This window comes from Bifidobacterium sp. ESL0732 (assembly GCF_029395535.1).
In the GTDB taxonomy this organism is placed as follows: Bacteria; Actinomycetota; Actinomycetes; order Actinomycetales; family Bifidobacteriaceae; genus Bifidobacterium.
The window spans coordinates 1,585,150-1,598,575 of record NZ_CP113920.1 but is presented as its reverse complement, the minus strand read 5'-3'; the positions used below and the strand labels follow the sequence as shown (position 1 = coordinate 1,598,575).

Here is a 13,426-nt window from a genome sequence, read left to right as displayed (position 1 = left end):
ACAATAGAAAGAGCATAATCATGAAGAGCACACATTTCAAGGCGCTGGTGGGAGGCGTGGCCGCAGCGGCCGCGTTGCTCGCTCTGAGCCCGGCAGGCGTAGCCAACGCAGCCTCGACGTCCATCCCCATCAATCCGATGGATTCAGCCTCGAAGATTGCGACGTTGACCATCAAAGGCAAAGGTTCGGCCATCAAGGGGCACGCGTTCACAGCGATGCGTCTGGGCGTTTACATGACCGCCTCCAAGAACGCAGACAACCAAATCGAGAGTGTGAGCATCAGCTCCAAAAACATCGATAACAGTGCGCCTGCGGGACAGGAAATTGCGGATGCCATGAAGAACGCATACCTTCAGACCGCAGGTGTCTCGTCGATGCCGACAGGCTACGAGGACAATGTCATGGGAGCGGTGGCCAAGTCCTGGCTCGGCTACGCTTCGACCACTAACACCTCCGAGGACTCAACCTCGAGCGCCCGTGGCAAGGCCTACGACGGCAAGCTGCGCCAGTTCGTCACCAAGCTTTCCGACAACGCCAACGTCAAGGCCCGTATGGCCGCCACCGGCCGAGAAGACGTCAGCACCATTGCGGCACCGACCACTGGCAGTGATACCGCCGATATGAACGTGACCTTCCCGACTCTCAAAGGCGGCATGTATCTGGTGGTGGACACCACCGCCACGCTTGCGGGCAATTCGCCGGCTTCCATCCCGATGTTGGTGGGAACCCAAGTGGTCTCCACGGATGGCACATTGTATGACACCTTCGCAGATGATGCGGCGAACAAGCTTGGCGTCATCAACATGAAGAGCGAGACGCCGATGATCAAGAAGAAGCTCATCGCCCCGACACCCGCCACGGCCGGTATCGGCGACGAGCTGACCTACCAGATCATCGCCAGCATCCCGCTGACCACCGGCTTTACGCACTACACGTACAAGCTCACCGATCATCCCTCTCCGGGCCTGACCTATGTGCCGATAGGCACGACCGTCAAGATTAGTAATTCCGAGCTCTTTGACACTTCACCTTCTGGCCAAGCCATTGACGTCGACGCACCTGACGGCTACACCATCACCCCGGCGGCTGGTAATGAGACCTCAGGTGGGGTGGTCACTTTCAACTTCTCCCCGGTCATCAGGCTCATCTCGCAAGGCGACGGCACTCCGGCCAACCCGATGTACTTCGGCACGCACTTCATCAAGATCACCTACAAGATGAAGATCGATGACAGCGCCGTGAGCGGTGCCCTGAAGAATGGTATCAAGCTGACCTACTCCAACGACAGCGGCACCCAGCCTGATAATGACAATGGCGACCCCAACAACCCGTCGAACCCGCCGGCCAGCGAGGGCGTGATCGACCACACCGAGGACACGAACGACCCCAACCTGCCCAAGATCTACTTCTACAGCTTCGGAATCGTCAACCAGGCACGCAACAACCCCGACACCAAGCTCGAAGACGGCGTGTTCCGTATCCTCGACAGTAACGGCAAGGCCATCAAGTTCTACCCGGTCAAGGACGGCAACGGCAAGGTCATCAAGGGCAGCTACAAGAAGGCGGCCAATCAGGGTGACGACAACACCGAAGCGGTCACGGCCTTGCAGCGTTCGAGTGCTCCGGGCGATGCGGTTAATGGGAGTCTGACCGCCGGCCAGCTGCGCTTCGACGGGCTTTCCGCTGGTGTTTATACCGTCGACGAGACCAGCCAGCCGTCCGGCTACTCCGACATCTCCAAGTCGAACTTCACGGTGACCATCGATGCGGGCGCACCGAATTCCGCCGAGGAGCCGCACTATAAGAACACCGGCGACTTCTTCGACCTGGTTGAGGCGAACCCCACTGGTTGGAACTCGACCACCAACGCCAGCTATTTCATTCCGGTGCGTGAGGTCAACTCCATCTCGCAGCTACCGATGACCGGCGGTGCGGGGGCCATCCTCGTTGGGCTCGTGGTTGTGGCACTGCTCGGCGGCGCGGGTGCGATTTACATCTACACCAAGCGCGGCGAGAAGGCGCTCAACAACGAGGGCTGATGAATGATGAAATGATGATTTCATGATTGCTCTGTGAGCAATGGGTCGGACCGGCAGCGATAGCAATATTGCTGTTGGTCCGACCCATTGCTGTATATAGCAACGAAGAAACCCGTCGTCGCGCAGCCACTATCAGGCGTGCAAGTCTTAAGCCAATGCCGTAAGCCCCACAAGGAAACCGAGGAAATGAATGTTTCTGGTCGTATGACGCATCACTTATGTAAGGCCGATAATGGCATCGGTGTTACGAACGTGCATCATCGTCTAGAATCGGAACCATGAATGAGACGGACAACCTGCTCGAGCAGTTTCTGGCGCATATCGGCGTCGAACGGGGACTGGCGAAGTCGACGGTGAACGCTTACTCCGCCGATGTCAAAAAATACTTGGGCTGGCTTTCCTCTCATGGAATCAAGAAACTCGATGAGGTAACGTCCCACGACGTCGAAGACTATGTGGCGGCGCTCGACAAGGCCGGTGAAAGCGCCCGCAGCAAGGCGCGACGGCTCGCCAGTGTTCACGAGTTCCACAAATTCGCGTTGATGCAGCAGGTGGTCGATGACGACGTATCCGCTAGGGTGAAGGCTCCAAAGGCCGCTGGCCACTTGCCTGATGTGCTGAGTATCGACGAGGTGTCGCGTCTGCTCGACGCGGCGGCGATGGGCGGTTCGGCTGACCCGGTGGTTTTGCGCGACAAGGCGTTGCTGGAATTCATGTATGCCACTGGCTGCCGTGTCTCCGAGGCCACCGGTTCGGATTTGAACGATATCGATTTCGACGAACGTGTGGTGGTGTTGACCGGCAAAGGCTCAAAGCAGCGTCTGGTGCCGTTGGGGGAGTATGCGCTGAAGGCGTTGAAGCGTTATATCGCTGAAGGAAGGCCTGAACTTGAAGCCAAAGCGAAGGGCACCAAGGAGCGGCGTGCGATCTTTCTCAACAAGCGCGGCCGGCGCATCTCTCGCCAGTCGGTCTGGGAAGTGGTCAAGGCAGCTGGTGAACGCGCACATATCGAAAAACCACTGCACCCGCACACGCTCCGTCATTCCTTTGCCACCCACTTGATCCAGGGAGGCGCCGACGTGCGCACGGTTCAGGAGCTTCTGGGCCATGCCTCGGTGACCACCACGCAGATTTATACGCACGTCAGTCCCGAAACCCTCATCGAGACCTACCTGACCGCCCATCCTCGCGCCCGGTGATGTTGGTATGCGGATGGATTAGGATGATTATCAGTATTGTGTAGGCGATGAGGCGGGAGAATTCGATGGCAAAGAAAATCGCAAAGTCTCGTGAGACCAATAATAAAGGTAGGAATAAAAGCGGAGCCAAAAACGGAAGTCTCGAAACTGTGCACAAGTCCAAAAATCAATACCGTGACGGCGGATTCAGCGCCGCGAGATGGCTCGGCGAGGAGCAGCCGAAACGTGTGGTGCAGGGCAAGCTTTCGCTTCCGGGGACGGTTTCCGTTAAACCTGTGGAACAGGCCGTGAACAGGCCTGTTGATAGCATAAAAGACATGCCTACCGATCTTCTTGGACGAAAATATGAGACGTTTCCCGCGCCGAAACCGCTTGACCACCACGGTCCGGCGCGCATCATCGCGATGTGCAATCAGAAGGGCGGTGTCGGCAAGACCACCAGTTCCATCAACATTGGTGGGGCGCTGAGCCAATATGGCAGGCGCGTGCTCATTGTCGATTTCGATCCGCAGGGTGCCGCCAGCGTCGGTCTCGGCATCAACGCGAATACGGTGGATGCCACCATTTACAACGCGTTGTTCGACTCGTCGCTCGACGTCCACGACGTAGTGCAGCACACCGATTTCGAGAACCTAGACATCATTCCGGCCAACATCGATCTTTCCGCCGCTGAAGTGCAGCTCGTCACCGAGGTCGGGCGCGAACGTATTCTTGCCAGCGTCCTTGAAGGTGTGAAGAACGAATATGATGTCATTATTATTGACTGCCAGCCCTCGCTGGGCCTCTTGACCGTCAACGCGTTGGCAGCAGCCGACGGTGTGATTATTCCCGTGGCCGCCGAGTTCTTCGCGCTGCGTGGCGTGGCGCTATTGATGCAGTCCATCGAAAAAGTGCGCTCGCGCATCAACCCGCAGCTCGAGGTCTACGGCGTTCTGGTGACGATGTACACCTCCACCCTGCACTGCGAGGAAGTGCTGCAGCGTATCTATGAGGCCTTCCAAGACAAGGTCTTCCACTCCGTGATTTCCCGTTCCATCAAGCTGCCGGATTCCAACGTCGCCGCCGCGCCGATTACGATCTACGCGCCGAACCACAAGACGGCCAAGGAATACCGTGAGACTGCACGCGAGCTCATCGCCCGCGGCATCGTGGATTGATCGCAGGCCGATTGACCAGTGGAAGAACAAACGCAAGAGGCTGAAAACAAGGGATTTTCGGTTAGCCTTGCCGTCTATTCCGGCCCGTTCGACGCGTTGTTGACGATGATCGCCAGCCGTAAGCTGGAACTGACGGAGCTCTCGCTCTCGGCCATCACCGAGGAATTCATCGAATATGTGCGCGGGCTTGATATGGCGCGTGACATGGAGCAGGTCAGCGCGTTCCTCGATGTCGCATCCGTATTGGTGGAAGCCAAAAGCGCGGCGATTCTGCCCGGCGACGAGAACGGCGAACGCGATGAACAGAGCATGGAGGCCCTGCGCGAACGTGATCTGCTTTTTGCTCGGCTTGTGCAGTATCGCGCGTTCAAAAGTGCCGCCAATGATTTCCGTGAACTGTTCGCCGCTAATTCTGGCCGTTTCCCGCACCCTGCTTACACTGACGAGTCCATTTCCGCGATGCTTCCGGAGCTGGCATGGTCTCTTGGTCCTGAAGATCTGGCGAAAATCGCCGTCGACGTATTTTTGAACGCCCCGGCCGATGAGGTGCGGCTCGACCAATTGCACGTCTCGCAGGTCGATTTGAAGCAGCAGTCCGAGGTTGTGCGCGATCGATTGCGCGGACTGGACGAAGGCGGCTCGATGACGTTTGCCGAACTTACCGCGGATGCGAAAAGCACGTTGGTGGTTGTCGCCAGGTTTCTATCCGTTCTGTTGTTCTTCAAGCAGGGTGTGCTGCAGTACAAGCAGGCCGGTCCTTTTGAGGATTTGCATTTACGATGGATACCAGGTGCCGATAATGGGGACGACGCCGTGGAAGTGAACGAAGGTGATTTCGCATGAGCGAGACCAATGATATGGCCGGAAACGGCGTGGAATCGACAAACAGGAAAACGCTTGGCGTGAATGACATCGAGACTGATATGAATGAAATGAAAGTATCTGAGAGTGATAATGTCTCGTTCGATGAAGCCACGAGCGAAACCGAAAACATGAATGCGCAACAGCAATCCGTACCCGCGGAGGGCTCGGACGCGGCTCCTACGCGTCCAGAATATGTGGACTTTTCCGTCGAAGATTTCCCGGGAGGTCTCGAATCCTGTCTCGAGGCGATTCTGATGGTGGCCGATCAGCCGCAGCAGGCCGTTGATATGGCTCGAGTGCTGGCACTTGACGAAGACGAAGTCACCTCGGCGCTTGAATCGATGCAACGCGAATATGATGGTGATGAAGCGCGCAATCTTGCTCCGCGTGGCTTTGAGCTGCGGCATACCGCCCGTGGTTGGCAATATGGCAATCGCGCGGTGTTCGAACCGGTCGTTTCCGCTTTCGTCACTGATGGACAGATGGCGCGGCTTTCGCAGGCGGCGCTTGAGGCGCTCGCCATTGTGGCCTACAAGCAGCCGGTCACCCGTGCGCAAATCGCCGCCATTCGTGGCGTCAATTCCGATGGAGTGGTACGTGCGTTGAGCGTTCGCGGCCTCATTCGTGAGGAAGGAACCGACCCTGATTCCCGTGCGGCGCTTCTGGTCACCACCGGGCTTTTCCTTGAAAAAATGGGACTCGAATCACTTGACCAGCTTCCGGAACTCGCTCCGTTCATGCCAGCTGCCAGCGATGTGGTCAATGAGGCCGAGAACACGGAAAACGAATCGTCTGCTGCGCTTTAGACAATCCGGCACTTTGTGGCACGGCGACATGCCGTACTCGGTAATCTTGACTTGGTAGTCTTGCATTGGGCAATAGGACCGAAAGATAACGAAGGAGCGCAGCAGCATGTGGCAGGGCAATGTGACGGAACGCAAGGCTGGCCCGCCTGAGGTCGGGGTTTCCGTCATTATTTTCGCTCTGGCGCATTCTCATGACAAGCATGACGGCAAAGCCGAACATGACGAGTTGTGGATTCCTTTGGTGCGGCGCGTTCGTGAACCGTTCAAAGGGAAGTGGGCGCTTCCCGGAGGCGACCTGCTGGCTGGGCGGTCGCTGGAATGGTCGGCATACGAGGCCTTGGAATCGACTACGAATCTGCGTCCCCGTTATCTCGAGCAGCTCTACACCTTCGGCGACCCCCACCGCTCCGGTTCCGCCCTGCCCATGGTTTCCATCGTTTATTGGGCGTTGATCGGCAGTGCTCAGGTCGACGACCTGCGTGACGGTGACAATGTGCAGTGGTTCGCTGAATCTGCCTTGCCCGAGCTCGCTTTCGACCACGCCGACATCATCAAGTACGCTCTTGATCGTCTGCGTTCGAAGATGTCGTACCCCGACGTGGCTTCCAAGCTGGTCGGTCCGCGTTTCACCTTGCGTCGTTTGCACGATGTCTATGAAGCTATCGCCGGACGCACTTTTGATCTGGGCAATTTTCGTCGTAAGATGCTTGCTTCCGGTCAGCTTGAAGACACAGGGGAGAAGCTGGCGGAGGGTCGTCACAGACCCGCAGCCGTCTATCGCTATGTGCCTGGGGTTGTCGCCGTCGGTAATGAGATATGGAAACCGTGGGACACGCAGCTCAATCCCAAGTCGGAATCTTCTTTCACGGCGTTCAACGGCTCTGGGACAGGCGACGATGTGCTTTCCCCGTTGACCACGGAATAATTGATTGTGGTCCGATCAGTTTGGGCTAATGGGCTGCAAATTGATCGCCGGGTTGCCGGTCAGGATATATTTTGGATTTAACGTTTTCCGTACTCGAAAAAGATCAACGTAGCCACGGCTTTTCGACGCTTTGCAAATAGCGTATCCGTGTCGGGATACGTGGATACTATTGTGAAGGTTTGTGTGTAAGTAGAAGGTTAGAGTAGTTCTATCTGATAAACACCCAAGAAAAGGTAATTAGGAGAGGCTTTTATGGCGGTACGTGGTGATATTCGAAATGTGGCGATCGTGGCTCACGTCGATCACGGCAAGACCACGCTGGTCAACGCGATGCTTCAGCAGTCGCATGTGTTCAGCGAACGCGAGGAAGTGCCGGACCGTGTGATGGATTCCAACGATCTCGAGCGCGAAAAGGGCATCACCATCCTCGCCAAGAACACCGCAGTGCAATACATCGGTCCGTTGGCCGCCAAATACGGCGAACCGCAAGGCATCACCATCAACGTCATCGACACCCCCGGCCACGCCGATTTCGGCGGCGAGGTCGAACGCGGTATCTCCATGGTCGACGGCGTGGTGCTCTTGGTCGACGCTTCCGAAGGCCCACTGCCGCAGACGCGTTTCGTGCTGCGCAAAGCGCTTGAAGCCAAGCTGCCGGTAATACTCTGCATCAACAAGGTCGACCGTCCCGACGCGCGAATCAGTGAAGTTGTCAGTGAGACCACCGACCTGCTGCTCGGCCTGGCACAGGACGTCACCGAGGAAGGAGTCGACCTCGATGTCGACTCTCTGCTCGATCTGCCGGTCATCTATTGTGCCGCCAAGGCGGGCTACGCCTCGCGCAACCAGCCGGAAGACGGCGGCCTGCCCGACAACAAGGACCTCGAACCGCTCTTCGACACCATCATTTCCAACATCCCTGCTCCGCAATACACCGAAGGCGCACCCTTGCAGGCGCATGTCACCAACATCGACGCCTCCGACTATCTCGGACGTTTGGGCTTGGTCCGTATCTATAACGGCACCCTGCAAAAGGGTAAGCAGTACGGCCTTTCCCGCGTCGACGGCTCCATCGAGAACTTCAAGCTCACCGAAATCCTGCGCACGCAGGGCCTCGACCGCAGTCCGGTCGAAGAAGCCGGCCCCGGAGATATCGTCGCCGTCGCAGGCGTTGACGACATCATGATTGGCGAGACCATCGTCGACCCCAACGACCCCAAGCCGTTGCCGCTGATCCACGTCGACGATCCCGCGATCTCCATGACCTTCGGCGTCAACGATTCCCCGCTGGCCGGCCGTGAAGGCAAGGACCACAAGCTCACCGCCCGCATGATCAAGGACCGTCTCGACCGCGAGCTCATCGGCAACGTCTCCATCAAGGTCCTGCCGACTGACCGCCCCGACGCATGGGAAGTCCAGGGCCGTGGCGAGCTGGCTTTGGCCATTCTCGCAGAGCAGATGCGCCGCGAAGGCTACGAGCTGACCGTCGGCCGCCCGCAGGTGGTCACCAAGACCATCGACGGCAAGCTCAACGAGCCTATGGAAAACGACACCATCGACGTGCCGGAAGAGTACATGGGTGCCGTCACCCAGCTCATGGCCGACCGCAAGGGCCGTATGGACTCCATGTCCAACCACGGTTCCGGCTGGGTTCGTATGCAGTTCACGGTTCCTTCCCGTGGCTTGATCGGTTTCCGCACCGCGTTGCTCACCGCCACCCGCGGCACCGGCATCTCCAGCTCCATCTCCGCAGGCTACGCACCGTGGGCGGGCGAGATCGTGACCCGTCAGAACGGCTCCATGGTCTCCGACCGCGCCGGCACCGCAACGCCTTACGCCATGCAGCGTCTGCAGGCCCGTGGCAACTTCTTCATCGAGCCGCAATCTAACGTTTACGAAGGCCAGGTCGTCGGCATCAACAACAAGCCCGACGAGCTCGATGTCAACGTCACCTTGGCCAAGCACATGACCAACATGCGTTCCTCCACCGCCGACGTGCTCGAAACGCTCACCCCGCCAATCAAGATGAGCCTTGAAGAAGCGCTTGATTTCGCCAACGAGGATGAGTGCGTCGAGGTCACTCCCGAGGCCATCCGCGTGCGCAAGGTCATCCTTGATCGCGACGAATGGTACAAGTGGCATGCGCGTCAGCGTCGCCAGAACGCCAGCAAGACCAAGTAAGCAGCCGCTGTCCGTTTTCTTTGCGCCTCCCGAATTTCAGGTTCGGGAGGCGTCTTGTATATCTGGCCATTGCATCTGCAATCCAATGGCGACAGTAGCGCCGCAATCGCAACGTGTTTGAGGGCTTGACCGCCCGATGGGGCATACTGGCACTATGAGCTCTCGTGTCGAATCTTCCAAGACAGCCGCGCCAAAGGCGGATCTGCCATTCTCGTATCGGTACAATGTGTGGATTCGTGCGCTGATTTGTGTGCTCACAGGAATTGCTGCCGGTGTGTGCGGTACGCTCGTGCATCGGCTCGGAGCGCAATACAATGTGCCGATCGGCTTGGTGCTGGCCCTGTTGATCATCGCTCTTTCGGCCTGGAGCGCCCGCGCCCGCAGCGGGGTAGTGGGCTTAGGGTTGCATTTGATTGCTTCCTCAGGCGTCATCGCCGTCGCGTCAATCACCGTTTCGTCGGGCGACATCCTGTTGCCGATGGGCTTCTACAGTTCAGGTATCCCGTTTTTCAGTCAGAATGCGTTCTGGTTCTGGTTCCTTGGCATGATTGTCATCCAGCTGCTGATGGTGTTCCTTCCGCAAAGCTGGTTTGTTATTTCTGCGCCTAAAGCACCTTCAACCGCACACCGCCAGGCTGGAGCGGGCGATACTCTTTCGGATGAGGTAAGTCAACCATGACTACGAACAACGAGAACCCGAACCACAATACCGGCAGACAGCCGAAGCCGCCGTTCGCGAGCACGCTTTTCTTTCTCGGACCCGAAGGCTCTTTTACCCATCAGGCTGCGGCGAGTGTGGCAAAAGCGTTGGACGAGCAGCATGACAGCGTTGCGCTCGTTGCTCGTGAAAACGTCCCGTCCATCATCCATGACGTCGAAGCTGGCTTGGGTTGGGGTGTTGTCGCTTGGGAAAACAGCGTCGAAGGCTATGTCGTTCCGAACCTCGATGCCGTGATCGATGCGAAGGATCTCGCCGGGCTGGGCCGTTTGAGCGTTGATATCGCATTCGATGCGTTCGTGCGCTCAGATGATGACACTGCACTGGACACAGGCAAAGGCGGAGAAACCCCGCTGCGCGAGATTGCGGCGCATCCCCATGGTCTTGCGCAATGTACGAAATTCGCCAGAGCCCATGATTTGACTCCAGTGCCTGCGTCCTCCAATGCCGCTGCGTGCCGCGACGTCAAGGCGGGGCAAGTAGCCTTGGGGCCGACGTTATGCGGTGAATTGTATGGGCTCAAAACGTTGGAACACAATGTTCAGGATTTCAGCGGGGCCAATACCGATTTCCTTGTGGTTGCACCCAGAGACGATGTGCGTGCCGTTTTGCAAGCATATCGGCGAAATGATGCCGTCGATTTCGAGACGATCGTCGCGGTGATTCCCCTGAGCACTGGCCCCGGCGTCATCGCCAAGCTGCTCGATTCGGTGCGCGATGAGGGACTCAATATGACCAGCCTCATGTCACGGCCCATCAAAGGACATGCCGGCACTTACAGCTTCATTATCACCTTGGATGCCGCCCCGTGGCAGGCCAATTTCAATCATCTGCTGCACCAGATTGTCGCCGAGGGGGATTGGGTCAAGACCTTGGCCGTCTACCCGAGAGGGGAACACCCGAACCCGCCGGTGGATACTTGGATGCTGCCGCAGGGCGGAATATGCCGCAAACGTATTCATGCCAGCGATGTCGAGACGAAAGAGGAAAGGGAACTGCTGTGGTGAAATCGGTCGGGATTGTCGGCCTCGGACTTATCGGCGGTTCGCTGGCCAGATTATTGGTCGAGCGAGGCGTCGAGGTCGTCGCTTGGAACCATAATGAAAAGCCCTATGCCGCCGCGCGCCGGGACGGGATTACCTGCCTGACTACATTGGAAGATTTGGCCGCAGCGAAGCCGGAGGTGCTTTTCCTGTGCAATCCGCTCAAGGTCATGCCTGAGATGTTGCAGCGACTTGCCCCTGTACTTGACCGTAATACAACAACATTGAGTGATGTCGGCAGCGTCAAAGGGATGGTGCGAGCGCAGGTCGAAGAAGCCGGTCTCGCCGATTGTTTCGTCGGGGCGCACCCAATGGCCGGCACCGAGTTTTCCGGGTTTGCGGCCAGCGATCCCGCCATCTATGACGATGCGCTGTGGGCCATTACCGTTGACGAAACGACCGATTACGAGCGTTTCCTCAAAGTGGCCGCGCTGATTACTGATCCTGTCAGCAACCGCATTATCGTTCTTGATGACCAGACGCACGACCGTGCCGCCGCAATGATTTCGCACGCCCCGCATGTCGTTTCCACCGCGTTCATCAACGAACTGAGCGCCAACCCGGACCGCAATATCGCCGCAGCGCTCGCCGCCGGTTCATGGCGCGACATGACCCGCGTGGCCTTGACCGACCCTGAACGTACCCGTGCGATGATCGAGGAGGACGCCGACAACGTCGAAGTACTGTTGCGTGATCTGGCCGGCAGGCTCACCACTTTTGCCGATGACCTCCACGCTCACGACGACGCTGCATTGACCAGGTTCTTCGAAGCAGGCCAGGCGTTCCGAGACTATAAGCTGCGCGAACGCAAGTCCGGCAACTCTGTCACTTCTGGCGATGCAGGCCGCATCACCATTGCTGTTCCCGAATCCGGCTGGCAGCAAACGTTGCTTGATTCCGCGCGTCATGGCGAGCACATTGTCCGGTTCATTCAGCCGTGGCAAGTCGAAGTCGAGACTCGTTCCAAGGTGTGAGTGTCATACGTTTATTGTTGTTTCTGATGCGGTTTACGTTCGGGGATCGGTTTCAATGCCACAATCCGATCGCGGGGAATATCAACATCCTGTGCCGGCCTTGATCCGTTGGCGGCCGGGTCACGCGTGATGCAAAGCGTGCGCTCGTCCCAGACGCGAACATGGCCGATGAAATCGCGGTATTGCTGTCGACCGGTCTGCGGATCGCGCCTGTCAAGCGTGCGGACCATCAGACGTGCTCCGATAGGAATCGATTTCGGCAGCGGCATGTTTCCTCATTTCACGTTGACGGCACGTTTAAGCGTAGACAATGTTTTCATTATAGGTCGTTTGCACCGTCGACAATAGGTTTGTGGTTCGATCCGGATGTGTCGGGAGCGCTGTGGCCGGAAGGAAATAGAATAATAAAAGAATGGCGCAGTAAGGTAATAACCAAATATCATAAATACAGAATCGATTCGTAAGATTTCGGTTTCGGCAACGAAAGGGGAGCAATGGAATATCAACCTCAGATAAACCAATTTCTTGCCTTTCTCAAAGCCAACCGCGGCCTTTCCGACAACACCGTGAAAGCCTACCGTACCGATTTGGAGGAATGTCTGGGATTCCTTGCGCGCAATGGTGTGGCCAGCCTCAATGACGTGAAGCTCGAGGATTTGCGCGGCTGGATGGCGTACGAATCGCGCAATCATGCCCGCAGCTCCATGGCACGCAAGACCGTAGCCGTCCGCAACTTTTTCGCGTGGGCTGACGAGCATGATGTCATCGACACCAATCCAGCAGCTGCGTTGATGACGCCGAAGATTCCGCAGACTTTGCCCACCGTCCTAAACGAATCACAGGCCGAACGTCTGATGAATACGGTTGACGCGGAAGTTTCCAAAAAGCCCAAAGACGAAGCGCTTATCTTGCGGGATGCGGCGATGGTCGAGCTGCTGTATGCCACAGGCATCCGTGTGACAGAGCTCACGGGGCTTGATATCAACGATGTCTCCTTTGATACCAGAACCGTTCGTGTTACCGGCAAAGGCGACAAGCAACGTGTTGTGCCGTTCGGGGCGCCAGCGATGCAGGCACTTGAACTTTGGCTGGGTGAGCACGGACGTCTGGTATTGGCCGAGAATCCGAAGTCAGAGAACGCGCTGTTTCTTGGCGCACACGGCTCACGCATCGACCAGCGCGTGGTTCGCGAGGTGGTCCATAAAAAGGCCGAGGAAGCTGGTGTGCCCGATATCGGACCGCACGCGTTGAGGCACAGCGCTGCTACCCATTTGCTCGACGGCGGCGCGGACCTGCGCGAGGTGCAGGAGATGCTTGGCCATTCCTCATTGAAAACCACGCAACGGTATACGCACGTCTCCATCGAACAGCTCAAATCTCGCTACAAGCAGGCTTTTCCGCGAGCATAAAACACGAAAATTCTATTATATCCTGAATTTCTGCTGTATTTGCTGAGTTTTTCCTGCTCATTTTATGGATACTAACTTGCATAATCTGTAAGCTAGCGTATAAATTAAAGA

General features: G+C 57.3%; 12 protein-coding genes. 11 read left to right on the top strand and 1 reads right to left on the bottom strand.

Annotated elements, in window-relative coordinates; genetic code table 11:
- The first annotated feature begins 20 nt into the window (after positions 1–20).
- From OZX70_RS06205 to OZX70_RS06160, 10 genes are all read left to right on the top strand, one after another.
- Positions 21–2,039 carry an isopeptide-forming domain-containing fimbrial protein gene (locus OZX70_RS06205; RefSeq protein WP_277179956.1) on the top strand — a complete coding sequence of 673 codons (2,019 nt, stop codon included), beginning with the start codon at positions 21–23 and terminating at the stop codon, positions 2,037–2,039.
- A 278-nt stretch (positions 2,040–2,317) separates the two neighbouring features.
- The gene (xerD, locus tag OZX70_RS06200; RefSeq protein ID WP_277179954.1) at positions 2,318–3,238 is read left to right on the top strand and encodes a site-specific tyrosine recombinase XerD; all 921 of its coding nucleotides are present in this window, start codon (positions 2,318–2,320) and stop codon (positions 3,236–3,238) included.
- Positions 3,239–3,555: 317 nt separating this feature from the next.
- The gene (locus OZX70_RS06195) at positions 3,556–4,395 is read left to right on the top strand and encodes an AAA family ATPase (RefSeq protein ID WP_277182133.1); all 840 of its coding nucleotides are present in this window, start codon (positions 3,556–3,558) and stop codon (positions 4,393–4,395) included.
- Positions 4,396–4,413: 18 nt separating this feature from the next.
- Complete coding sequence (locus OZX70_RS06190) at positions 4,414–5,238, top strand: segregation/condensation protein A (RefSeq protein WP_277179952.1); 825 nt, start codon at positions 4,414–4,416, stop codon at positions 5,236–5,238.
- 149 nt (positions 5,239–5,387) lie between these two features.
- Complete coding sequence (gene scpB, locus OZX70_RS06185) at positions 5,388–6,065, top strand: SMC-Scp complex subunit ScpB (protein WP_277182132.1); 678 nt, start codon at positions 5,388–5,390, stop codon at positions 6,063–6,065.
- 106 nt (positions 6,066–6,171) lie between these two features.
- Positions 6,172–6,990, top strand: a complete 819-nt coding sequence (locus tag OZX70_RS06180; RefSeq protein WP_277179950.1) for an NUDIX domain-containing protein — start codon at positions 6,172–6,174, stop codon at positions 6,988–6,990.
- A gap of 252 nt (positions 6,991–7,242) precedes the next feature.
- Positions 7,243–9,171 carry a translational GTPase TypA gene (gene typA / locus OZX70_RS06175; protein ID WP_277179948.1) on the top strand — a complete coding sequence of 643 codons (1,929 nt, stop codon included), beginning with the start codon at positions 7,243–7,245 and terminating at the stop codon, positions 9,169–9,171.
- 154 nt (positions 9,172–9,325) lie between these two features.
- Positions 9,326–9,850: an alcohol dehydrogenase gene (locus OZX70_RS06170; protein ID WP_277179946.1), complete on the top strand. Its 525-nt coding sequence runs from the start codon at positions 9,326–9,328 to the stop codon at positions 9,848–9,850.
- Positions 9,847–10,896, top strand: coding sequence for a prephenate dehydratase domain-containing protein (locus OZX70_RS06165; RefSeq protein ID WP_277179944.1), 1,050 nt, complete (start codon positions 9,847–9,849; stop codon positions 10,894–10,896). Before OZX70_RS06170 ends, OZX70_RS06165 begins: the two co-directional genes overlap by 4 nt.
- Positions 10,890–11,906 (top strand): prephenate dehydrogenase/arogenate dehydrogenase family protein, encoded by a 1,017-nt coding sequence (locus OZX70_RS06160; RefSeq protein ID WP_277179942.1) that lies wholly within the window; start codon positions 10,890–10,892, stop codon positions 11,904–11,906. Before OZX70_RS06165 ends, OZX70_RS06160 begins: the two co-directional genes overlap by 7 nt.
- Before the next feature lie 11 nt (positions 11,907–11,917).
- On the opposite strand, the gene OZX70_RS06155 is transcribed toward OZX70_RS06160, so the two are convergent.
- Positions 11,918–12,175: a DUF6725 family protein gene (locus OZX70_RS06155; protein ID WP_277179940.1), complete on the bottom strand. Its 258-nt coding sequence runs from the start codon at positions 12,173–12,175 to the stop codon at positions 11,918–11,920.
- 225 nt (positions 12,176–12,400) lie between these two features.
- Here OZX70_RS06155 and xerA point away from each other — a divergent pair, with 225 nt between their 5' ends.
- Positions 12,401–13,315, top strand: coding sequence for a site-specific tyrosine recombinase/integron integrase (gene xerA, locus OZX70_RS06150; protein WP_277179938.1), 915 nt, complete (start codon positions 12,401–12,403; stop codon positions 13,313–13,315).
- Positions 13,316–13,426: the final 111 nt, after the last annotated feature.